The 22,470-nt window shown below is 67.4% G+C and carries 25 protein-coding genes; 14 read left to right on the top strand and 11 right to left on the bottom strand.

Annotated features, from left to right (window positions below):
* Positions 1–37 precede the first annotated feature (37 nt).
* From HT136_RS05440 to HT136_RS05415, 6 genes are all read left to right on the top strand, one after another.
* The gene (locus tag HT136_RS05440; protein WP_214198562.1) at positions 38–1,858 is read left to right on the top strand and encodes an aminopeptidase P family protein; all 1,821 of its coding nucleotides are present in this window, start codon (positions 38–40) and stop codon (positions 1,856–1,858) included.
* A 35-nt stretch (positions 1,859–1,893) separates the two neighbouring features.
* A complete protein-coding gene (locus HT136_RS05435) occupies positions 1,894–2,301 on the top strand; it encodes a cupin (protein ID WP_214198561.1) in 408 nt (135 codons plus the stop codon).
* A gap of 205 nt (positions 2,302–2,506) precedes the next feature.
* Entirely contained in the window at positions 2,507–3,304 is a 798-nt protein-coding gene (locus tag HT136_RS05430; protein ID WP_214198560.1) for an EF-hand domain-containing protein, read from the top strand.
* 43 nt (positions 3,305–3,347) lie between these two features.
* Positions 3,348–4,082, top strand: coding sequence for a response regulator (locus HT136_RS05425; RefSeq protein ID WP_214198559.1), 735 nt, complete (start codon positions 3,348–3,350; stop codon positions 4,080–4,082).
* Positions 4,079–5,500: an ATP-binding protein gene (locus tag HT136_RS05420; RefSeq protein ID WP_214198558.1), complete on the top strand. Its 1,422-nt coding sequence runs from the start codon at positions 4,079–4,081 to the stop codon at positions 5,498–5,500. Before HT136_RS05425 ends, HT136_RS05420 begins: the two co-directional genes overlap by 4 nt.
* Positions 5,501–5,905: 405 nt before the next feature.
* Entirely contained in the window at positions 5,906–6,838 is a 933-nt protein-coding gene (locus HT136_RS05415) for an OmpA family protein (protein ID WP_214198557.1), read from the top strand.
* A gap of 114 nt (positions 6,839–6,952) precedes the next feature.
* On the opposite strand, the gene HT136_RS05410 is transcribed toward HT136_RS05415, so the two are convergent.
* The gene (locus HT136_RS05410) at positions 6,953–8,551 is read right to left on the bottom strand and encodes a helicase HerA-like domain-containing protein (protein WP_214198556.1); all 1,599 of its coding nucleotides are present in this window, start codon (positions 8,549–8,551) and stop codon (positions 6,953–6,955) included.
* A gap of 194 nt (positions 8,552–8,745) precedes the next feature.
* Between HT136_RS05410 and pabB the strand changes: the two genes are divergently transcribed.
* From pabB to arfB, 4 genes are read left to right on the top strand one after another with little or no spacing between them, the layout of a single operon-like run.
* A complete protein-coding gene (gene pabB, locus HT136_RS05405) occupies positions 8,746–10,569 on the top strand; it encodes an aminodeoxychorismate synthase component I (protein ID WP_214198555.1) in 1,824 nt (607 codons plus the stop codon).
* Between the two features lie 50 nt (positions 10,570–10,619).
* Positions 10,620–11,735, top strand: a complete 1,116-nt coding sequence (locus HT136_RS05400) for a pyridoxal phosphate-dependent aminotransferase (RefSeq protein ID WP_214198788.1) — start codon at positions 10,620–10,622, stop codon at positions 11,733–11,735.
* Entirely contained in the window at positions 11,735–12,388 is a 654-nt protein-coding gene (locus HT136_RS05395) for an RluA family pseudouridine synthase (protein WP_214198554.1), read from the top strand. Before HT136_RS05400 ends, HT136_RS05395 begins: the two co-directional genes overlap by 1 nt.
* Positions 12,385–12,801, top strand: a complete 417-nt coding sequence (gene arfB, locus HT136_RS05390) for an alternative ribosome rescue aminoacyl-tRNA hydrolase ArfB (protein ID WP_214198553.1) — start codon at positions 12,385–12,387, stop codon at positions 12,799–12,801. Before HT136_RS05395 ends, arfB begins: the two co-directional genes overlap by 4 nt.
* 21 nt (positions 12,802–12,822) lie before the next feature.
* Here the strand turns inward: arfB and HT136_RS05385 are convergent, their stop codons facing one another.
* From HT136_RS05385 to dksA, 5 genes are all read right to left on the bottom strand, one after another.
* Positions 12,823–13,071: a hypothetical protein gene (locus HT136_RS05385; protein WP_214198552.1), complete on the bottom strand. Its 249-nt coding sequence runs from the start codon at positions 13,069–13,071 to the stop codon at positions 12,823–12,825.
* 1 nt (position 13,072) lies between these two features.
* The gene (locus HT136_RS05380) at positions 13,073–13,456 is read right to left on the bottom strand and encodes a DUF4112 domain-containing protein (protein ID WP_214198787.1); all 384 of its coding nucleotides are present in this window, start codon (positions 13,454–13,456) and stop codon (positions 13,073–13,075) included.
* Between the two features lie 81 nt (positions 13,457–13,537).
* Positions 13,538–15,217, bottom strand: a complete 1,680-nt coding sequence (locus tag HT136_RS26180) for an ABC transporter substrate-binding protein (RefSeq protein ID WP_246543390.1) — start codon at positions 15,215–15,217, stop codon at positions 13,538–13,540.
* A gap of 77 nt (positions 15,218–15,294) precedes the next feature.
* Entirely contained in the window at positions 15,295–15,660 is a 366-nt protein-coding gene (locus tag HT136_RS05370) for a PilZ domain-containing protein (RefSeq protein ID WP_214198551.1), read from the bottom strand.
* 216 nt (positions 15,661–15,876) lie between these two features.
* Positions 15,877–16,335, bottom strand: a complete 459-nt coding sequence (gene dksA, locus HT136_RS05365) for an RNA polymerase-binding protein DksA (RefSeq protein WP_214198550.1) — start codon at positions 16,333–16,335, stop codon at positions 15,877–15,879.
* A gap of 330 nt (positions 16,336–16,665) precedes the next feature.
* On the opposite strand from dksA, the gene HT136_RS05360 reads away from it, so the two are divergent.
* A complete protein-coding gene (locus HT136_RS05360) occupies positions 16,666–17,016 on the top strand; it encodes an SEL1-like repeat protein (RefSeq protein WP_214198549.1) in 351 nt (116 codons plus the stop codon).
* 6 nt (positions 17,017–17,022) lie between these two features.
* Here HT136_RS05360 and HT136_RS05355 read toward each other — a convergent pair whose 3' ends face one another.
* Genes HT136_RS05355 through HT136_RS05335 form a run of 5 tightly spaced genes read right to left on the bottom strand, consistent with a single transcriptional unit; the run spans position 17,023 to position 20,317 of the window.
* The gene (locus HT136_RS05355; RefSeq protein WP_214198548.1) at positions 17,023–18,174 is read right to left on the bottom strand and encodes a GNAT family N-acetyltransferase; all 1,152 of its coding nucleotides are present in this window, start codon (positions 18,172–18,174) and stop codon (positions 17,023–17,025) included.
* Positions 18,171–18,947: a glycerophosphodiester phosphodiesterase family protein gene (locus tag HT136_RS05350; RefSeq protein ID WP_214198547.1), complete on the bottom strand. Its 777-nt coding sequence runs from the start codon at positions 18,945–18,947 to the stop codon at positions 18,171–18,173. Before HT136_RS05350 ends, HT136_RS05355 begins: the two co-directional genes overlap by 4 nt.
* A complete protein-coding gene (locus tag HT136_RS05345) occupies positions 18,928–19,392 on the bottom strand; it encodes a RidA family protein (RefSeq protein WP_214198546.1) in 465 nt (154 codons plus the stop codon). The genes HT136_RS05350 and HT136_RS05345 overlap by 20 nt, the downstream gene beginning before the upstream one ends.
* A complete protein-coding gene (locus HT136_RS05340; RefSeq protein ID WP_214198545.1) occupies positions 19,392–20,033 on the bottom strand; it encodes an HAD family hydrolase in 642 nt (213 codons plus the stop codon). Before HT136_RS05340 ends, HT136_RS05345 begins: the two co-directional genes overlap by 1 nt.
* Positions 20,030–20,317 carry a DUF3572 domain-containing protein gene (locus tag HT136_RS05335; protein ID WP_214198786.1) on the bottom strand — a complete coding sequence of 96 codons (288 nt, stop codon included), beginning with the start codon at positions 20,315–20,317 and terminating at the stop codon, positions 20,030–20,032. The genes HT136_RS05340 and HT136_RS05335 overlap by 4 nt, the downstream gene beginning before the upstream one ends.
* A 62-nt stretch (positions 20,318–20,379) precedes the next feature.
* Here HT136_RS05335 and HT136_RS05330 point away from each other — a divergent pair, with 62 nt between their 5' ends.
* From HT136_RS05330 to spt, 3 genes are all read left to right on the top strand, one after another.
* The gene (locus HT136_RS05330; protein ID WP_214198544.1) at positions 20,380–20,742 is read left to right on the top strand and encodes a response regulator; all 363 of its coding nucleotides are present in this window, start codon (positions 20,380–20,382) and stop codon (positions 20,740–20,742) included.
* 135 nt (positions 20,743–20,877) lie between these two features.
* Positions 20,878–21,117, top strand: coding sequence for an acyl carrier protein (locus tag HT136_RS05325; protein WP_214198543.1), 240 nt, complete (start codon positions 20,878–20,880; stop codon positions 21,115–21,117).
* Positions 21,118–21,128: 11 nt separating this feature from the next.
* Complete coding sequence (spt, locus tag HT136_RS05320; protein WP_214198542.1) at positions 21,129–22,367, top strand: serine palmitoyltransferase; 1,239 nt, start codon at positions 21,129–21,131, stop codon at positions 22,365–22,367.
* Positions 22,368–22,470 lie beyond the last annotated feature (103 nt).

The raw sequence follows: 22,470 nt of genomic DNA, 5'->3' as shown, positions 1-22,470 counted from the left end.
TGTGCACCATGGAACCCGCAAGCCGGACAGAAAAACAATGCTGATGAACACCCATGAAGCGCGCCTCGAAGCGCTGCGCCAGGAACTGACGAACCGGGGCCTCGACGGCTTCGTCGTGCCGATCTGCGATGAACACATGAGCGAATACGTGGGCGCCTATGCCCAGCGCCTCGCCTGGCTGACGGGCTTTGGCGGCTCGGCCGGATCGGCCATCGTGCTCGCCGACGCGACGCGCGACCCCGCCGCGGCGATGTTCACCGACGGGCGCTACACCGTGCAGGTGCGCGAGCAGGTCGATGCCCGCTACTACGCCTACGAAAGCGTCCCCCAGACCAGCCACGCGCAATGGCTCGCCGACCATGTCCGCGAAGGCGACAGGATCGGCTACGACGCCTGGCTCCACACGTCGCACTGGGTGCGCACGGTCGAAGTCGCGCTCGCCGAGAAGGGCGCCTCGCTCGTCGCACTCGAGAGCAACCCGATCGACGCCGTCTGGACCGACCAGCCCGCGCCCTCGCCCGCCGTCGCGCTCGTCCACGCCGAAGAGTTCGCCGGCGTCTCGAGCGAGGCCAAGCGCGCCCATATCGCCGAGGGGCTCAGCGCCCGCAAGATCGACGCCACCGTCATTTCCGCGCTCGATTCGGTGGCCTGGCTGCTGAATATTCGCGGCACCGACGTCGTCCACACCCCGGTCGCGCTGTCCTATGTGATCGCCCATGCCGACGGCACCGCCGACCTTTTCATTGCCGAGGAGAAGGTCACACCCGAACTGCGCCAGCACCTGGGCAACGCCGTTGCCATCCACCCGCGCAAGGCCTTCACCGAAGGTCTCGCGCAGCTTTCGGGCAAGCGCGTCGCGCTCGACCCCGACAACGCCGTTGCCGCCATCTTCCAGGCGCTGCATGACGCCGGCGCACACGTCATCGAGGCGCGCGATCCGGTCGTCCTGCCCAAGGCGATCAAGAACCCGGTCGAGCAGCAGGGCCAGCGCGATGCGCAGGAGCGCGACGGCGCGGCCATCGCGCGCTTCCTGCACTGGCTCTCCCTCGAAGGCCCCAAGGGCACCGTCACCGAGCTCTCGGCCTCGGACAAGTTGCTGGGCTTTCGGCAGATGTGCGCGGACCTTCGCGACACCTCGTTCAACACGATTTCGGGCGCGGGCCCTCACGCCGCGCTGCCGCACTACGCGGTGAGCGAGGAGAGCGATCTCACGCTCGCGCCCAACTCGGTCTACTTGTGTGATTCGGGCGGGCAGTACCCCGCCGGGACCACGGACATCACCCGCACCGTCTGGATCGGCCCCGAGGCCCCCGGCGCCGAGGTCAAGGACCGCTTCACCCGCGTGCTCAAGGGTCACATCGCGCTCGATCGCGTGGCCTTCCCGAAGGGCACCACCGGCAGCCAGCTCGACGTGCTTGCGCGCCACGCGCTGTGGCAGGCCGGGCTCGACTACGCCCACGGCACCGGACACGGGGTGGGCAGTTTCCTGGGTGTCCACGAAGGCCCTCAGCGCATCGCCAAGTCGGGCGGTGGCCAGCCGGGCACCGACCAGCCACTCCTGCCGGGCATGATCCTCTCGAACGAGCCAGGATACTACAAGCCGGGTGCCTACGGCATCCGCATCGAGAACCTCGTGCTCGTCGTTCCGCGCGAGATCGCGGGAAGCGAAAACGACTTCCTCGGCTTCGAGACGCTGACCTTCGCGCCGATCGAACGACGCCTGGTCGACACCGACCTCCTCGACTCAGGTGAAATCGCCTGGTGGAACGACTATCATGCGCGTGTCCTCGCGCTTGTCGGCCCGCAGCTCGAGGGTGCGGAGCGCGCCTGGCTCGAGGCGCAATGCGCCCCGCTCTGAGCGGGGCCCACACGAAAACCCGAAAGGACCCGGCCATGGCTGAGGCGGCACACGAACTGGTCTCGAACCCGATCCACCTGGGCCTGGGCGGGCGAGCCGAGGTCCAGCCGCCCCACACGGGGACCATGGAGTGGTACGAGGCCTACGCCGCACGCCACGTGGCGGACGGGGCCGAGGGACGCCTCGTCTCCGGCTACGAATTCTCCTGCGACTGGGACAGTTGGGAAATGCACCCCTGCGGCGACGAAGTGGTCGTATGCACGAAGGGCGAGATCACGCTCATCCAGGAGAAGGACGAGGGGGGCCAGGTCGCGACCGTGCTTGGCCCCGGCCACTACGCCATCAACCCGGCCGGTGTCTGGCACACCGCCGACATCGCGCAGCACGCCAGCGTCCTGTTCATCACGGCGGGTAAGGACACCCGGCACCGACCGCGCGGATAACCGATTTCGCCCGCCTTTCGCCAATCTGAACACAGTGACCCAAACGAGACAATTCGCGACAAAAATCGCCCCGCACGGCAAACTTGCGCGACAAGCGGTGTTTAGAACGAAGATCAGAAAGTCGCGAGGCAGCAACTTCCCCCTCACTTCCCGCTTTCTTGCGGCTTTCATCCAATTCGCTTTTGGGACACGAGAGAGAAGAACGATGAACACCAGGATGAAGACCATAACGCTGAGCCTTACGGCCGCGACCCTGGCCCTGGGCGGCGTCGCCTATGCCCAGGCCGGCGGTCCCGGCGGGCCCGGCGGCAAGAACCGCCCTACCATGGACGCCAACGGCGATGGCGTGGTCACCCGCGCCGAAGCGCAGGCCGCCGCCGAGGCGATGTTCACCCGCATGGACGTCAACAAGGACGGCAAGATTGACCAGGCCGACCGCGAGGCCCGCCAGACCGAACGTCGCACCCGGATGTTCGAGGCGCTCGACACCAACAAGGACGGCTCCATCTCCAGGGCCGAGTTCCTCGCTGCCAAGGGACCACATGGTGATCGCGGCCCCGGCATGGGTGGACCCGCAATGGACGGGCCTGGCATGGATGGCCCACCGCCCCCGCCTCCGGGCGATGGTGGTCCGGACATGGACGGCCCGCCGCCTCCCGGTGACGCCGGCCCCGGCATGGACGGCCCCAACGCTATGGGACCCGACGCGATGGGCCCGGGCAAGGGTCGCCATCACGACCGCCACCACGGCCCCCGCATGGGTCGTGGCCACATGGGCGGCGGCATGATGATGATGCGCGATGCCGACGCCAACAAGGACGGCGCCATCACCAAGTCCGAATTCGCCGCCTCGGCCATCAAGCACTTCGACGAAGTCGACACCAATAAGGATGGACAGATCACCGCCGAAGAGCGCAAGGCGTTCCACGACAAGATGCGCAGCCAGTTCAAGGGCTCCAAGGGTCCCCCGCCCCAGGCTCCGGCCCAAGGCAAGGCGAACTGACCAAGCGGCGCGGCGACGTCCGAAGGCAATACTGGGAATTGATATGAACGACACCGCGCCGATCCGCCTGCTTCTCGTCGACGACGAAGCGGCTCTGCGTGAACCCCTGGGCGAATACCTCTCGCGCCAGGGGTTTGCCGTCACCCAGGCGAGCAGCGCCGCCGAGGCGCGTTCGCACTTGCGCGAGGAAAAGGTCGATCTCGTCCTGCTCGACATCATGATGCCGGGCGAGGACGGCCTTTCCTTCTGCCGCCACCTGGTGGAAGCGCAGGACCTGCCGGTCATCTTCCTCACCGCGCGGGGCGAGGCGACCGACCGCATCGTCGGCCTCGAGATCGGCGCCGACGACTACGTCGTCAAACCGTTCGAGCCACGCGAACTGGTCGCCCGCATCCGCTCGGTGCTACGCCGCTCGGCGCGCGGCGGGCCGCCCGCGACCGAGAACGAGGCTTTCGTCTTCGAGAGCTGGACGCTCGATCCGCTCAAGCGCCGCCTGACCGATGCCGAAGGCGCCGTCGTGGCGATCTCCTCGGTCGAGTTCCGCCTGCTCATGGCCTTTCTCGAACACCCCCGCCAGGTGCTCGATCGCGACCGCCTGCTCGACATGGTCCAGGGCCGCGAGGCGCACCTGTTCGATCGCGCGGTCGACAACCAGGTCAGCCGCCTGCGCCGCAAGATCGAGGCCGACAGCCGCAACCCGCAACTCATCCAGACCGTCTGGGGTGGTGGCTACATGCTCGCCGCCGACGTCAAACGGGTGGCGCTGGCCGACGAATGAAAGCCTTCCTCCCCCGCAGCCTGATGGGCCAGATGCTGCTGGCCGTCGCCGCCGCGCTGCTGCTGGTCCAGGCGCTGAGCGCCTTCCTGATCTACAGCGCGCAGCGTGACAGCTACGAGAACGGCATGCTCAACGCAGCCGCCTTCCGGCTGGTGGTGGAGACCCGCGGACGCCGGCCGCCCGAGCCGCACGACAAGCCCGAGGGCGCCCCCTTCGGCGGTCCCCCGCCGCGTGGCTTCCCGCTCGAACACCGGCCATCCTCGCCCGTCAAGCCGGGCGAGACACGCGACGGCCGCGCCGAAGCCCGGTTCTCGGACATCCTCGCCAACCAGTCGCTCGACGCGGACCAGGTGGTGATCGTGCACCGCACGCTGAGCGAAGACCCCGACGCGCGCGACCACTTCCTCGATCACGCGCAGCGGCGCGGGTTCGATCGCCAGACGATGGACGAAGCGCTCAGCAACCACCTGCTGGTCGTGGGCGTGCGCCTCAAGGGCAGCGACGAATGGCTGGTGACACGCGTGCGAAGCCCGCGCGCGATGAACATTCTGCTGTTCCCGCTGATCCTGCAGACCCTGGTCATCTACGCCGTGCTGGTCGGTGCCGTGGCGCTGATCCTGCGCCGGATGAGCCGCCCGCTCGCCGCGCTCACCACGCGCGTCGAGGAATTCGCCATCACGCGCGACCTCGCAGGGCAGCTCTCGCCGTCGGGCCCCGACGACGTTCGCCGCCTGATCCTCGCACACAACGCGATGGAAACGCGCATCGCCGACCTGCTCGACGAGAAGGACGTGATGCTCGGCGCAATCGGGCATGACCTCAAGACCCCGCTGGCGGCGCTTCGCGTGCGCATCGAATCGGTCGAGGACGATACCGAACGCGCGCGCATGGCTTCCACCATCGAGGACATCGTGCGCACCCTCGACGACATTCTCTCGCTGGCGCGGGTCGGGCGCCCGAGCGATCCGCTCGAGCGGACCGAACTTTCCGCGCTCGTCGTCTCGGTGGTCGAGGAATACGAGGACATGGGCGAGCCGGTGGAACTGGGCGAGACCAGCCGCATGGCGCTCGAACTGCGCTCCACCTGGCTGCGCCGCGCGCTGCGCAACCTCATCGGCAACGCGCTGCGTTACGGCGAACGAGCGCGGGTCTCGCTGTCGCGCGCGGAAGGATCGGCGGTCATCGTGATCGACGACGACGGCCCAGGCATTCCCGAGGGCGCGATCGAGGCGATGATGAACCCGTTCACCCGCGGCGACCCCTCGCGCAACTCCTCCACCGGCGGAGCAGGCCTGGGCCTCGCGCTCGCCCGCGCGATCGCCGACCAGCACGGCGGCTCGCTCGTCCTCTCCAACCGGCACGCACCCGACGGCGCGGTCGCTGGCCTTCGTGCGACTCTGGCGATCCCCCTGATCTGAAGCGATTCGCAATCGAAGAACGCGCAAAGGTTCCCAGGAATACACCGCGAGCCAAACACGACTTGTCGAATTTGTAATCGCGCAAGTAATTGCGAAATCAAGTCCTCGACTAAAACCCGTCGCACCCGAAGCACAGAAACACGCCGATGCGTGATACAATCTGATGCAACTCACCGCACGATGCACTCAGGCCGACGGTTCAACCGCCCCAGCGTGCACCAGTGTTCATTTTCGGGAAAGGCAGATCAGAACACCCAGAAGGTCCATTGCATCCAGGCACGGTCGCCGCCGTTACCTGGATCGTACCACAGACCGGATTTTGTCAGCCGGGCTTGCCAACAGAGGGGCGACCTTTCGGGTCGCAGACATGTCTGGCCCCGCTGACGTCATTGGAGGATTTGCAAGATGACAGTCATTTTCCAGCAGAATGGCATTTCCAAGCCGAAGGGCGTTTCGAAACAGAGTGGCCTTGCGAAGACGACCGGCGCGCTGCTCGCACTGGGCCTCCTGGCTGCGCCGACCAGCGCGCTCTACGCACAAGGCCAGGACGCGCCCGATGCCGACGTCTCGGCCACCGTCTATGGCGATGCCCCGATGGACCCCTCGCAGATGACCGAGGGCCCCGAACTCGACGGCATCATTTCCGCGCGCAAGGGCAACCTGCTCCAGGTGACCGCCAAGGACGGCACCAGCACGGTCGTCGCGATCAGCGAGACCACGCAGATCAAGGGCAAGGGCGGGTTCCTCGGCCTTGCCACCAAGGAGCGCGCCGAAGATTCGCTGCTCAACGGCCTGCCCGTCGCCGTCAAGACCCTGCAGGGCGGCAGCCAGCTGCTCGCCAGCGAGATCAAGTTCAAGAACGACGACTTCAAGACCGCCTCGATGATCCGCAACGGTACCGCCCAGGGCTTCGCCGAGCAGACCGCCGCCACCGAGGCGCTGCGCGGACGCATGGCCGACATCGACAAGTACAACATCAAGGGCACGACCAACGTCAACTTCGACACCGGCAAGTCGAACCTCTCGCCCGAAGCCAAGGCCGAGCTGTGCACCGCCGCAAACCAGGCCGAAGGCATGGACAACGCGCTGCTTCTGGTCGTGGGCTACACCGACTCCACCGGCAGCGACGATTTCAACCAGGTCCTGAGCGAAAAGCGCGCCAGCCGCGTGGTGAACTACCTGCAGCAGGCCTGCCACTGGAAGCCCTATCGCATGCTGACCCCCACGGGCATGGCCAAGGCGGACCCGCTCGCGGACAATTCCACCCCCGAAGGCAAGGCGCAGAACCGCCGCGTCGCGGTCAACATCCTGGTCTCCAAGGGCCTGGACGGTATCTGATCGCCGGTATCTGATCGCCGGTATCTGATCGCCGGTATCTGATCGCCACTTCGGATTGCAACATCCGATCGCGGAAACGGGGTGGGCCATGGCCCGCCCCGTTCTCGTTTGCGGCTAGCGCATCAGCCCGCCGATGAGGTTGCGGGCGAACCGACCGATCCCGGGGATTCCGATCGCCCGCTCGAGCACCGAGCCGACCGTGCCCGCCGCCGCGCTCGCGGCCGAGGCCCCGGGATTGGCCCGGCTCCGCTTGCCCTGCATTTTCTGCGCGAGGATCGAGCCCGCGCTCGCCGCCGCGGCTCCCGCCGCCGCCTTGGCGACCTTGCCACCGATGCCATCCCACAGACCCGGGCTGCGCCGCTCGCGCTTGCGTACCTCTTCCTCGCCCTGCTCGGCCACTTCCTGCGCCGTCGCAGCCGCATCGGCCGCCTTGGCCGCGAGCACTTCCTCGGCGCTCTCGCGATCGACCGGCGTGTCGTACTTGCCCGCGAAGGGGCTGATCGACTGAACGATCGCACGCTCCTTGTCGCTCACCGGCCCTAGCCGCGAACGCGGAGGCGCGATCAGGGTGCGCTGGACCACGCCCGGCGCGCCGTCCTCGTCCAGCGTCGAGACGAGCGCCTCGCCCACCTTGAGCTCGGTAATCGCCGCCTCGACGTCGAGATCGGGGTTGATACGGAAGGTCTCGGCGGCCGCCTTGATCGCGCGCTTGTCGCGCACGGTGAAGGCGCGCAGCGCATGCTGGACGCGGTTACCCAGCTGGCCTGCGATCTTTTCGGGAATGTCGACCGGGTTCTGCGTGACGAAGTAGACACCCACCCCCTTCGAGCGGATCAGGCGCACGACTGTCTCGACCGTGTCGAGCAGCGCCTTGGGGGCATCGTCGAAAAGCAAGTGCGCCTCGTCGAAGAAGAACACCAGCTTGGGCTTGTCCGGATCACCGACCTCGGGCAGCGCCTCGAAAAGCTCGGACAGCAGCCAGAGCAGGAAGGTCGCGTAGAGCTTGGGGCTGCGCATGAGCTGGTCGGCGGCCAGCACGTTGACGATGCCGCGCCCCTCGTCGTCTAGCTTCAGGAAATCCTCGATCTCGAGCGCGGGCTCGCCGAAGAACTGGCCTGCCCCCTGGCTCTCGAGGGTGAGCAACTGGCGCTGGATCGCGCCAACGCTGGCCTTGGTAACATTGCCGTACTTGCCCGAGAGTTCGGAGGCATTCTCGGCCGCGTAAGCCAGCATCGCCTGAAGATCGGCCAGGTCGAGCAGCAGCAGGCCCTGCTCGTCCGCCACGCGAAAGACGATGTTGAGCACGCCCTCCTGCGTGTCGTTGAGATCGAGCAGGCGCGCCAGCAGCAGCGGCCCCATTTCCGAGATCGTGGTGCGTACGGCATGGCCCTGCGTGCCGTAGATGTCCCAGAACACCGCCGGATTGTCGGCGTAAGCGTAGTCGGCGATGCCGATCTCGCGCGCGCGGCCCTCCAGCTTGTCGGCGTTCTTGGCGAGCGGGCTTCCGGCCATGGCGATGCCCGAAAGGTCGCCCTTCACGTCGGCCAGGAAAACCGGAACCCCTTGCGCCGAGAACTGCTCGGCGATCGTCTGCAAGGTCACCGTCTTGCCGGTGCCGGTCGCGCCCGCGATCAGCCCGTGGCGGTTCGCTCGGCCCAGCCGCAGCTCCTGACGCTCCTCGTTGGCCCCGAGGCCGAGATAGATTGCGCTCATCGTGCTTCGCCCTGCCCTTATTGCTATCCGTCTGGAATATCAGTGTGTCCCCGCTGATAGAAGCGGCTTGCCGGGCGGGCGAGCGCCTTTTTCACCGCCCGGACGCGAACTTCTCGAACTCTCATGCGCATTTTCCCCTGCGCCAGGTGTTCCCAGAAGCCCGCGATATGCTCTAAGGGGCCAGCGACAATGTGATGACCCAACCCTTCCTCCTTCTCGACGACGCCCGCGCCCATGGCGCCGTGGACGCGCGCCTCTACCGCGATCCGGTGGAGATCGTCACCGCGCGCACTCCGGCCGAGGTCTCCCCCGCGCTTGCGCGGATCGAGGCGCTCGCCGGCGAAGGGCTGCACCTTGCAGGATACATGGCCTACGAGGCCGGCCTCGCGCTCGAAGCGCGTCTTGCCGCTCGGGACACCGGCTGCACCGGGCCGCTGGTCTGGTTCGGCGCCTTCACCCGCCACGAGACGATTCCCGCCCAAGCGATGCCGCTGTGGCTTTCGCGCCACGCGCACGGCGAGGCGCCATGGATCGGGCCGCTGAGGCCGCAGATCACGCTTGGCGAATATACCCAGGCCTTCGAAACCCTGCACGCCGCGATCCACGCGGGCGACATCTACCAGGCCAACCTGACGATGCCGCTCGCAGGGCCCTGGTCGGGCGACCCGCTGGCGCTCTATGCGGCGATGCGCGGCGCCGCGCAGGCGGGCTATGGCGCGGTGATCCACGACGGCGAGGACTGGCACCTCAGCTTCTCGCCCGAACTGTTCTTCCAGATCCGCGATCGCGCGATCCACGCCCGCCCGATGAAGGGCACCCGCCCGCGCGGACGCGACGCCGCCGAGGACGCAGCCCTGCGCGAGGAACTGGCCGCCTCGCCCAAGGACCGCGCCGAGAACCTGATGATCCTCGACCTCATGCGCAACGACCTGTCGCGCGTGGCCGAGGCGGGCAGCGTCCACGTGCCTGCGCCGTTCGCGATCGAGAGCTATCCCACGGTCCACCAGATGGTCTCCACGGTCGAGGCCCGGCTCGCCCCCGGCAATGGCGCCGTCGACCTCTTGCGCGCACTGTTTCCCTGCGGATCGATCACCGGCGCGCCCAAGATCCGGGCGATGGAACTGATCGCCGAGGTGGAACAGGCCCCGCGCGAGCTCTATTGCGGCTCGGTGGGTTATATCGAACCCACTGGCGACAGCGTGTTTAATGTGGCAATCCGCACCTTGCGCCTGACCCCGGACAAGTCCGGAGCGACCCCGGTTTCCGGGAGGGCGACCCTGGGGGTCGGCGGGGCCATCGTGGCGGATTCGCAAAGCCTGCCCGAATGGCGGGAGTGTCTTGTCAAAGGGGGTTTCGTGCGCGGTTCGGCAATGCAGACGGGAGGCTTGGCGGTGTCGCCGGCGCGGTTCGACCTGATCGAGACCATGCGCTTCACGCCCGACGAGGGCATCCCACTGCTCGAACTCCACCTCGAACGCATCAAGGGGAGCGCAGCCGCGCTCGGCTTCAGCTTCGACCGCCACGCCGTGCGCAACGCCATCCAGGCGCTCTGCTTCGACGCCGAGGCGCCGGCCAAGCTGCGCCTCGTCGCAGGCCGTTCGGGCGCCTATTCGCTCGAACTTGCGCCCTTGCCCGAAACCCCGGCACAGCCGCTGGTCGTGGCCGTGCTGCCGCTCCCGGTCGACACCTCGGACTGGCGCCTCGCGCACAAGACCAGCGACCGCGGCTTCTACGAGGCGGGGCTTGCCCTCGCACGCGAGGCGGGTGCAGGCGAAGCGCTGTTCCTGCGCGACGATGGCTGCGTGACCGAGGGCAGCTTCACCAACATCTTCGTGGAGCGCGACGGCCAGTTTCTGACCCCTGCGGCCTCGCTCGGGCTCCTTCCCGGCGTGCTGCGCCGCTCGCTCCTCGAGGACGGCCGTGCGCGCGAGGCGCGTCTCACGCTCGACGATCTCGCCGACGGTTTTCTCCTGGGCAACGCGGTGCGTGGCCTCTTTCCTGCAAAGCTCCTCACGTGAACCACATCAGCACCGCCCTTTCGCGCATCGCCCCCTCGCAGACGACGGCGATGACCGACCGCGCGATCCAGCTCCGCGAGGAAGGCCGCGACATCATCTCGCTCTCGGTGGGCGAGCCCGATTTCGCAACGCCCGCCCACGTGCTCGAGGCCGCCAAGGCCGCGCTCGACGCCGGGCTCACCAAGTACACGCCGGTCGGCGGCACCTCGCAGCTCAAGCGCGCGGCCGTGCTCCATTTCGCGCGCGATCTGGGCATCGAGGTCCCCGTCTCCCAGATAACCGTCAGCGCGGGGGGCAAGCAGGCGATCTTCCACGCCATGCTGGCGACCGTCAGCGAGGGCGAAGAAGTGATCGTGCCCTCGCCCTGGTGGGTCAGCTATCCCGAGATCATCCGCTTTGCCGGTGGCAAGGTGGTCCCGCTCAAGACCTCGGCGACGAACAACTTCCTGTTCTCGCCCGCCGATCTCGAGGCACAGATCGGCCCGCGCACGCAGTGGGTCATGCTCAACAGCCCGGGCAACCCGACCGGCGCGTGCTATCCGCGCGAGCTGCTGCTGGGCATCGGCGAGGTGCTGCGCCGCCATCCGCGCGTGATGGTCCTTTCCGACGACATTTATGCCCCGATCAACTATTCGGGCGCCCCGCACGCCACCCTTGCCGCGCTCTGCCCCGACCTTGCCGAGCGTATCCTGACTGTCTCGGGGGTCTCCAAGAGCCACGCCATGACAGGCTTTCGCATCGGCCTTGCCGCCGGTCCCGAATGGCTGATCCGGGCGATGGAGCGGCTCCAGTCGCATTCCTCGGGCAACCCCTGCTCGTTCAGCCAGGCCGCCGCCGTCGCCGCGCTCGAGGGCCCGCAGGAATTCCTGCTTGACTGGCGCGAGCGTTTCCGCGCGCGGCGCGACATGGTGGTGGGCGCGATCAACGCGATCCCGGGCCTTTCCACCCCCACACCCGAGGGCGCGTTCTACTGCATGATCGACGCTGCCCCGCTGATGGGCCGCTTCGGCGACGACGCGAAGCTCGCGCTCCACATTCTCGAACATGGCGTCGCCATCGTTCCGGCCTCGGCCTTTGGCGGGAGGGACGGATTCCGGATCAGTTTCGCCGCCGACGAGGCCAAGCTGGACGAGGCGCTGCGCCGCATTGCAAAGGCCCTCGCCTGATGGAAATCCCGATCCTCTACGAAGACGGCGAAGCGCTCGTCATCGACAAGCCCGCCGGCCTCCCGATCGACCGCCCGCGCGCGGGCGGCGCCTGCCTCGAGGACTATCTCGAGACGCTCCGCCTCGGCTTCCAGCGCCCGCCGATCCCCGTCCACCGGCTCGACCAGGACACTTCGGGTTGCCTGCTGCTGGCGCGCAACCCCAAGGCGCTCAAGCGCTTCTCGGCGGCCTTCGAGGAGCGCCTCGTCGAAAAGCGCTACCTCGGCGTGGTCGACGGGCTGATCGAAGGAGAAGAGGGCACGATCGCGCTCTCGCTCTCCAAGGTCAGCACGGTGAAGGACGGCTGGCGCATGATCCCCGCACGCAAGGGCAAGCCCTCGACCACGCACTGGCGCAAGCTGGCTGAAATCGACGGACGCACGCTCGTCGAGTTCCGCCCCGAGACCGGCCGTACCCACCAGATTCGCGTCCACGCCGCTTCGGGCCTCGGCGCGGCGCTGCTCGGCGATCCCGTCTACGGCAGCCGCAGCGGCATGCGCCGCACGATGCTGCACGCCGCCGGCCTGCTCGTGCCGCGCGCGAACAAGGAGCCGATCGGCGCGATGGCCCCGCTTCCGGCGGATTTCGTCGCGCTCGGTTTCGGAGAGGCATGAGCGAGGCCGAGGACGCCATCGCCCGGGCACACGCGCACTGCTCGGAAAGCTTCATCGCCGCCTCGGGCCCGGGCGGGCAGAACGTCAACAAGGTCGCCTCGGCGGTACAGCTGCGGCTCAACGTCTACGCGCTGCGCCTCAGCCCCGCCGTCTTCGCCCGTTTCAAGGACCTCGCCGGGAGCCGCATGACGGCAAGCGGCGAGCTGATCCTGACCGCCCGGCAGTACCGCACGCAGGAAGCCAACCGCGCCGATGCGCGCGAGCGGATGGCCGAGCTCATCGCCAAGGCGCACGACCTGCCCGAGAAGCGTGCCAAGAGCCGCCTCAACCGCGTGGGCAAGACCCAGCGCCTCAAGGGCAAGAAGATCCGCAGCGACGTGAAGGCCGGGCGCGGCAAGGTCCGCCACGACTGACCCGGCCCCGATTGCCCGGTCTTAGGGAGTTGCCGAGGCCTCGGCCGAAGTCGCCGGCAGAGCCGTCCCCTCGTCCGAGGGGTGAAGTGCGGCTTCGGGCACGCGCCGTTCGTCGAGCATCTGCGCGGCGGCGTCGAGCGCTTGCGCCTCGCCCACGGTGACCCCGCCCGGGCCCGGATCGCTCTCGGCCTGCCCGCAGGCGGCCAACGCCAGCAGCAAAGCGCAGAGCGCCACGCCGGGGGCGACATCCGAACGAAACGAACGGACCATTTCAGCCCTCGATGATGCGGGTGTGCGGATGGTGCTTGTCCAGATGCTTGAGGATGATCTTGAGATTGCGGCTGTTCGAGCGGTAGAGGAAGTCGAACAGATCGCCTGCCAAGGGCACGGCGCCCACCAGCGTGTCGAAGCCCACGTTCGCGGTCATGCGCGCCAGCTGCCACTTCGACATGCCCAGGTTGCGCGCCTCCCACACGATGTAGAGGCCAAGCGCCGCCGAGATCATGTCCCCCGCAACCGGCACCAGGCCGACGATGGCGTCGAGCCCGACCTTGCGGTTGATCCCCGGGACGGTAACCGCGCGTTCGAGGAGATACTCGAGCGCCTCGATCCGGCGGCGAACCGCCATCGGATCGTTGCCCAGCGGGAGGGGCATCTCCCGGCCCTGCATCCAGTCCTGACCAGCCGCCACGTCGAACCCTTCCTTCAAACCCGGTACACGTCGTGCCGGTTCGCCTTATTTGGGCAGCCAGGACAAGGGCATCAAGGGGTGCCAGCCCCAGCTGTTGGTCGCGAACCCGCTGACGCTGCCGCGCACCAGCGACCAGCGAATGGGGGTTCCGAAGGGGATAAACACGTTGGCGGCGGTTAGTTCCGCCTCGGCCTCGCTCAGCAGCGCGGCGCGGTCCTCGGGCGAAGTGGCGGCAGCCGCCTCGTCGACGCGGGTGTCGGCCTCGGCCGAACACAGGCCCTGCCGGGCCGCGCAGGAGAGGCGGTTGAGGAACCAGGTCGCGCGGGGGTAACGCGCGACGTCGTCAACCAGCAAAAGGTCGGCCTCGCCCGCTTCGTTGGTGCGCACCAGCCGCACACTGATCGCCGCAAGATCGGCCGAAAGACGCGCGAAGAGGATCTGCGAACCATCGCCCTCGGGCAACCACACCGAAACCTCGGGCGCGTTGTCGAGAGGGGCTGCCGGAGGCTGTCCGGGCTTGCCGGGTGCCGCGGGTTTGCCGGTCGCGGTGCCCCTTGCCGGCGGCTCATCCGACTTCGGCTGCGCAGCGGTCCGCAGCATCCAGGCCCGTACGCGGCCCGCCGCCACGTCGCGGCGCTGCGGCACGCTCTGCTCGCCCCAGCGCTCGCCGATGGTGCCCAGATCGCCCTCGAGACTGGGCGAGACGATGCGCGTGCTGGGATGCCAGCCGCCCACGCCGAAGGGGTCGAGCAAGGCTTCGCGGTCTATCGCCATTGCAAGCGCTTCGCGGTTGGCGGGGTCGGCCAGGAACCCCTTGTCGTTCATGACGTGCAGGCCGAACAGGCCGACCACCGGATCGAGCTGGATGGTGCCGCGCAAGATGCCCACGCTGCGTGTCAGCAGGAAGTCCTGGATGCGCCCGCCCAGCACGAGGTCGACCGTCCCTGCGTTGAACTGGCGCACCGCCTCGGCTCCGCTCAGCACGTGCATGTCGACCGGCCGCGTGCGCGTATCCCAGGATTCGACGTCGGGGAGCCCGAGCCGCCCGGGTTCGATCGGCGCGAGACGGATCGCCTGCCCCTTGGGCCCACCCTCAGGAACCGGGTCCGCCTTCGCGACCGCCTCGCGCGCACGATCTGCCGCTTCCCCACCGGCGCCTGCCTCGCCCTCGGCCCGTTCGCTCCACTCGTCGACGCGCCGCATCGGCCCCGACCCCTGCTTTTCGTGAAGCAGACCGAGTTCGGGTTGGGCGAGGAGCTGGAGGAGATAGGGCATCGGCCGCTGGAGACGAATCTCGATGACGCGCCCGGCCATGACGCGGATCTCGTCGATGCCGGACAAGTCCCTCTCGAACGGACTTCCCCGCATGGCGCGCAGCGAGGCCATCAGCGCCGCGCGGGCCGAACTGGCGGTCAGCTCGTCGCCGTTGAGCCAGTTGCCGTCGCGCAGGCGGAAGATATAGCTCTGACCGTCGTCGGTGATGATCCAGCGATCGGCAAGCGCAGGAACGACGCGGCCCTGCGCGTCGAAGGCGACCAGGCCCTCGCTCGTCGCGGCGCGGATCAGGCGCGCGGAATTGGTGTCGGTCTCGGCCGGTATCGCCTCGAGCGCAGGTGCCTCGACGACGGCGATCGCGATGGTGGAGGCATCGCCCCCGCCGCATCCGCAGGCCAGCAGGGCCAACAGGAGAGGGGCCAGACGGAAGGGAACACACACACCGGACATGATCCCGGGCGTAATCGATTTTCCCCGCACCGCAAAGGCATGAAAGGCACGCCGCGCGCACGCGGCCGCCTGCCCGGTCAGATCTTGCGGATGGCGAGCCCCGATGGCCCGACTTCCTTGTGGTTCTTGGTGTAGCGCGGGGCGATGTCCTCGCCGATGCGCACCGGCTCGCGCGCCAGCTTGGGGTCGATATCCTCGTGGAAGGCGACGCCGAAGCGGCTGTCCTGGACCCAGGCCACCGAGCCTTCGACCCAGCCGATGTTGCGAATGTTCACTTCGACCACCGAGCCGCGCACCACGCGGATGGGCCCTTCGCCCATCATGCCGCCCGCCGAGAGATTGCGCACCTTGATGCGATGCTCGCCCTCGAGGCCCTCGACATGCAAGTCGGCCATGAGGAAAAGACTGTCCCGCGGGATCTGCCGGTTGTCTTGTTCGTCCATAGTCCTCGTCCAGCCACTCTTGGCCGTACCATTTTCGGCTGATGCCGACCAGTCCGCAGGGCATGCCCCCGAGTCCGGCCCCCACCTGGTTCCCGGCATGACAGCGTCGGGACCGGCGGGCAAGCAGATTGCTTTGCGTTCGATGTTAAAGCCGAGCGCATAAGAAAGGCTTAACAGGCAGGCGAAGCCCGCCTGTCGCCCGTTCCCCTGCCGGGGTCAGTCGTCGCGCGAGATCTTCTCGCGGCGTTCGTGCGCCTCCTGGGCCTCGACCGTCATGGTGGCGATCGGACGTGCCTGGAGACGGCCGATCCCGATCGGCTCGCCGGTCACCTCGCAATAGCCGTATTCGCCTTCCTCGATGCGGCGCAGGGCCGAATCGATCTTGGCGATCAGCTTGCGCTGCCGGTCGCGGGTGCGCAGTTCAATGCCCCAGTCGGTCTCGCTCGAGGCGCGATCGTTGAGATCGGGCTCGCGCAAGGGGCCATCCTGGAGCTGCGCCAGCGTTCCCGCCGAGGCATCGAAAATCGATTTCTTCCAGGCCAGAAGCAGGCTCCGGAAATAGTCCTGCTGCGCATCGGACATGTAAGGTTCGTCTTCGGCGGGAACATAAGCGCCGCCGATAACCCGCTGTGCCTTGATCAGCACGTCAATATCATTGTCTAGGGCCGTTGCCATCCAGAGAAACTCCGCAGGTATCCGCCCCGAATCGCTTCAGCCCTGCTGCTCCGAATTTTTCCGGTAGCGCGTTAGCAATCCGCGGTCGAAGGGGCCTATAATTCCGCAACAATTCGTGCACAAGTCGTTATCACGCGATGCCCACACATTTCCTGAACAGACGTCTCAATTCAAATGTGAACAGGTCGCCCGACATCTTTCCGATGTCGTGGTTAACGCAATCTTCACCAGCGTAATTCAGGCTGCTCCAGGACAGACGGCCCGAATGGTGCCGCCGGACAGAGATCGAACTGGCGCCGAACAGGCTTCAAAAGACAGGGAATTCACGTCATGGGTACTGCCTGGTTTCAAGAAGAGCTCGCGAATACACCCCTTGCCCACGAGGAGGAGAGCCACGACCTCCAACTCGCCGAGGGCCTTGCCGCGGCCTCCAGCGGCGACACCTCGGCCTATTTCGATCTTGGTGTTGCCTTTTCGACCGGCAGCCACGGCGCCCCTTGCGACCTTGTCGAGGCGCACAAGTGGTTCAACCTCGCCGCCGTCGCCGGCCACGAGGACGCCGCGCAGTGCCGCGCCGACGTGGCCGACGAAATGACCGCGCGCGATATCGCCGAAGCCCAGCGCCGCGCCCGCCAATGGCTCTGCGCCACGCCCCACGCCACGCTGCGCCGCGCCGCCTGATATCGGTCAGGCCAGGTCTTCGTCGCTCTTTCGAAATGGCGTGCGCGCGCCGAGCCCCACCTGGTCCCGCGCAACACCGGCCCGTTCCTCCTCGAGGAATTCGGCAATCGCCGCGCGCAGCCCCTCGTGGACGATGAAATGGGCCGAAACCGTGCGCACCGGCGCGTAGCCGCGCGCCAGCTTGTGCCCGCCTTGCGCCCCCGCCTCGACGCGCGACAGGCCGAGTGCCAACGCCGCATCGATGGCCTGATAGTAGCACAGCTCGAAATGCAGGAAGGGCTTGTCCACCGAAGCGCCCCAGTAGCGCCCGTACAAGGCCTCCTCCCCGATGAAGTTGAGCGCCCCCGCCACCGGCTCGCCGTCCTGGAACGCGAGGATCAGCAGGATCGCATCGCCCATACGCGCGCCCAGGAGGTCGAATGCCTCGCGGGTGAGATAGGGCCGCCCCCATTTGCGCGCGCCGGTGTCCTGGTAGAAGAACCAGAAGGCCTCCCAGTGCTCGCGGCGAATCTCGGCCCCGCGCAAGTGCCGGATCGTCACCCCCTCCTGCGCCTTCGCGCGCTCCTTGCGCAAGTTCTTGCGCTTGGCCGAGGACAGCGCGGCGAGGAAGTCCTCGAAGGTCGCATAGCCCCGGTTTTCCCAATGGAACTGGATGTCCTCGCGCAAGAGCCAGCCTGCACGCTCGAACAGCGGGACCTGGGCAGGTTCGATGAAGGTCGCGTGCGCGGAGGACAGACCATTCTGCTCGCAAAGCGCCTCGGCTGCGCGCAGGAGCGGCAGGCCGAGCGCAGGCTCGGTGCTCAACACGCGCGGGCCGGTCGCGGGCGTGAAGGGCACCGCGATCTGGAGCTTGGGGTAATAGGCCCCGCCCGCGCGGTGCCAGGCATCGGCCCAGGCATAGTCGAAAACGTATTCGCCCTGGCTGTGCTGCTTGAGATAGGCCGGGAGCGCGCCGGCCAGCCTTCCCGCGGCATCAGCTATAGTGATCGGGACCGGCGTCCAGCCCGTGCCGTCGCCGACCGAACCCGAATCCTCCATCGCGGACAAAAACGCGTGGCGCACGAAGGGATTGCTCCCACCGGTCAGCGCGTCCCATTCCTCGGCCGGCAAGCCACCGACCGAGGCATGTACCCGAGCTGTAAATTCACTTTCGCTCACGCTGGCCGGTCTGCTCCTGTCTCGATCTCGAATATCGCGGCATCGGCGTGGAGCGCGGCGCGCTCGGCCTGAGCCTCGCCTCGCACCGTCCAGGTCGCCAGTGGCAGCCCGCGCGCGCGCTGGCTGGCGGCGAACCGACTTGGCAGGTCGCGAATGTCGTAAGCGAGAAAATCGGGCTTCGCGTGCCACAATGCAAGATGGCGCCGGATGCGCGCGGGAAGCGATGGGTTGCCGTCCTCGCTCATCACGAGACCACGCGCGGTATGCGCGGAATGCTTGCGGAACCAGCGCGATACGCGGGGATCGAAGCTCATCACCGCGTGCGCCCCGACATAGCCCTCAAGCACGCGTCGCACGGCCAGGCAACGCCCCGCCACGTGCGAGGCGCGGCCCGACTTGATTTCGATGAGGACCGGCACCTGCCCCGCGATCTGCGCCAGAACCTGGCGCAGCGTGGGAATGGTGTCCTCGCTGCCGGTCAGCGCAATCGCGCCGAGCTGCTTCGCGCTCAGCCGGTTGACCGGGCCTTGCGCCCCGGTCAGACGCTCGAGCGTGTCGTCGTGGAAGACCACCGGCTGCCCGTCGCTGGCGCGCTGGACGTCGAGCTCGATGCCGTGCCCCTTCGCGATCGCGGCCGCAAAGGCGCTGCGCGAATTTTCGGGCAGGCCCGCGCCGTGAAGTCCCCGGTGGGCAAAATCGCCCTGGCGCAGCCAGGCGACCTTGCCCTCCTCCGGGGCCGGGCTCAGCCAGCCATCAAGCAGGCCGAACGGCAACGATGGCGTCCACTTCGACCGCCGCGCCGAGCGGGAGCACCGGCACGCCCACCGCGCTGCGCGCGTGCTTGCCCGCCTCGCCGAGCGCGGCCACCATCAGCTCCGACGCGCCGTTGGCGACCTTGGGCTGATCGGTGAATTCGGGAGTCGAGTTGACGAAGACCCCGAGCTTGACGATTTTCTCGATGCGATCGAGCGAACCGAGCGCAGCCTTGAGCTGCGCGAGGATCATGACCGCGCAAGCCTGCGCCGCCACGGTGCCTTCCTCGAGCGAGACGTCCTCGCCCAGCCGCCCGGTGACGAGCTGGCCGCCGACGAAGGGCAACTGGCCCGAGACGTGCGCCATGCCGCCCGCCTCGACCACCGAGACATAGGCCGCGACCGGAACTGCGGGTTCGGGCAGGATCAGGCCGAGCTGCGACAGGCGGGTTTCGATATCACTCATTATCCAAGACTTTCCTCTTCTTCGCCGCGAAGGCGCGCAAGCACCCAGGGCAAGGCGTGGTCCCATGTGTCGATACGGGCATGGGCATGGCCGGCCTCGAGTGCGCAGGGGATGACCTGCGCGATGCGCGGTTCAGCGCACAAGTGGAGCCGGGCCACTTCGGGGGCGGTCGCGCCCACCGAATCGTGGTGTTGCGCCAGGTCGTCGATGAACACCGCGCGGCTGGGCCGGTATTCCTCGAGGATCGCCTTGAGCGCGGGCCCCTTGGGCCCCTGATTGGTGAAGACCCGCAGGTCGAGCCCGAAGCCACGCAACTGTTCGCGCCGGGCCTCCTTGCGAAAGTCCATGAGATTGGTCAGCACGACGACGTCGGCGATCCCGGCGATCGCCTGGATCGAGGCGACGGCATCCTTGACCGGGGTCTGGCGGTGCATTTCGCTGTCGAAGAAGGCGCCGAGCAGGTCCCACATCTCATCCGGCTCGAGCGGCACGTCGCTGCCGATCCGGCGCATCGCGCTTGCAAAATCGGGCTTGCCGAGCGCGAAATCGACCCCCTTCTCCTCGGCCAGCCAGTCGCGAAAATGGCTGATCATGTGGAGCAGGACTTCGTCGCAGTCGGTGATGAGCAGCGGCCGGTTCATCGCGCCAGCCTCGCGCGTGCCTCGACGATCACCTGCGGCGCGAGGCCGAGCGCGTCGGCCGCCGCGACGAGATCGGGCTCGTGCGCGCACAGGAAATCGAGCACGCCGGTCAGCGTCGCCGGATCGCCGAGCGCGGCGCGCAACTCGTCGGGCGTCAGGCCGGTAAGAGCAAGGAAGCGCTCGGCGCGCGCCTCCTCGGCGAGCACCCAACCGAGCGCGTTCAAGGCGAGCGCCTGGGGATCGGGGGCCGGGGTCTTGGCGGGGGATGGCGTTCGGGGGAGAATTGTCAGTCTCGCTTGGCTGTCCTAGAGCGTGTCACGAACCTTAGATGGGGCTCGGGGACCGAATGGCAAAGCGAATCCTCGTTGTCGAGGACAACGATCTCAATCGGAAACTCTTTTGCGACGTACTGGTCAGCCAGGGCTTCGCGGTGGAGCCGGTCGCCGACGGGCGCGATGCGCTCGCGCGGGCGCGCGATTTCGTGCCCAACCTCGTCATCATGGACATCCAGCTGCCCAACGTCTCGGGGCTCGACCTGATCGAGGCGGCCAAGCGCGACCCGGCGCTACGCACCATTCCCGTGCTGGCGGTCACCGCCTATGCCGGCAAGGGCGACGAGGAACGCATCCGCGAGGCGGGCGCGGAAGGTTACCTCGCCAAGCCGGTCTCGATCGGCCCCTTCATGCAGGCGGTAAGAGCGCTGATCTGACGCGCGATCACGTCCCCTGGTGCGCACGCCCCGCCGCGTTGTCGCCATGGGCGCTTGACATGTTACACTCGTGCCGCTTTTGCGCCGCATTTCCGGAACACAGAGCAGCCCGGACCTTACGGAGTTAGAATCACCATGGATCGCCAAGACGTTTCGGAGCGCATCATCACCCTGATCGAACCCTTCAACAAGAAGGGCGTTGCGGTCACCGATGCCACCCGCTTCACCGACGACCTGGAGTTCGACAGCCTCACCGTCATGGACTTCGTGGCCGCCATCGAAGACGAATTCGACATCATCATCTCGATGAACCAGCAGGCCGAGATCGAGAACTACGGCCAGCTCGTCGACGCGGTGATGAAGCTCCAGGGCTGAAAGACACCACCATGACCGACATGCTCAGCGACAACGCGACGACCGCGCACACCGACCTGTTCAGCAAGTTCGACCCGCTCATCAAGATGCGCGCCGATCTGCTTTCGACCGGGGTCACCGATCCCTTCGGCCTCGTCATGGAGCGCGTGCTCTCGCCCACCGTCGCGATGTGCAACGGGCGCGAGACGATCCTGCTCGGCACCTACAACTACATGGGCATGACCTTCGACCCCGACGTGATCGCGGCGGGCAAGCAGGCGCTCGACGATTTTGGCGCAGGCACGACTGGCAGCCGCGTGCTCAACGGCACGTATGCCGGGCACAAGGCGGTCGAAGAGGCGCTATGCGACTTCTACGGCATGCAGCACGCCATGGTCTTCTCGACCGGCTACCAAGCGAACCTGGGCATCATCTCGACGATCGCGGGCAAGGGCGACTACATCGTCCTCGACATCGACAGCCACGCCTCGATCTGGGACGGGTGCAAGATGGGCGACGCCGAAGTCGTCCCCTTCAAGCACAACGACATCGAAGCCATGGAAAAGCGCCTCAAGCGCATTCCCGAGGGCGCGGGCAAGCTCGTCGTGCTCGAAGGCGTCTACTCGATGCTCGGCGACATCGCGCCCCTCAAGGAGATGATCGCGGTCGCCAAGAAGTACGGCGCGATGGTGCTGGTCGACGAGGCGCACTCGATGGGCTTCATCGGCGAACACGGACGCGGTGTCGCCGAAGCGCAAGGCTGCCTCGACGACGTCGACTTCGTGATCGGCACGTTCTCCAAGTCGGTCGGCACGGTCGGCGGCTTCTGCGTCTCGAACCACCCCAAGTTCGAAGTCATGCGCCTGGTCTGCCGCCCCTACGTGTTCACCGCCAGCCTGCCGCCCAGCGTGGTGGCGACCGCCTGCACCTCGATCCGCAAGCTGATGCATGCGGGCGACAAGCGCGCACATCTTTGGGAAAATTCGAAGACCCTGCACAAGGGCCTTACCGATGCCGGCTTCCAGCTCGGGACGACCGAGCCACAGAGCGCGATCATCTCGGTGATCATGCCCGATCTCGAGCGCGGCGCGGGGATGTGGGAGGCGCTCCTCCATGAAGGGCTTTACGTCAACCTTGCGCGTCCGCCGGCAACGCCTGCCAACATGACGCTGCTGCGCTGTTCGCTTTGCGCCGAGCACTCGGCCGAGCAGGTCCAGCAGATCATCGCCATGTTCACCCGCGCAGGGCAGAAGGTCGGCATCATCGGCTGACCCCGCCCCGACGGGCCGAAAACGAAAAAGGGGCGGCGCGCAAGGTTCGCAAGTCGCTGTTCGGCTTCGGCGTGCCGCGCATCGCCTTGTTCGAGTAGGGCAA

The sequence above is a fragment of the Novosphingobium profundi genome (assembly GCF_018491765.1).
Classification (GTDB): Bacteria; Pseudomonadota; Alphaproteobacteria; order Sphingomonadales; family Sphingomonadaceae; genus Novosphingobium; species Novosphingobium profundi.
This window is presented reverse-complemented; position numbering and strand designations above follow the sequence as displayed.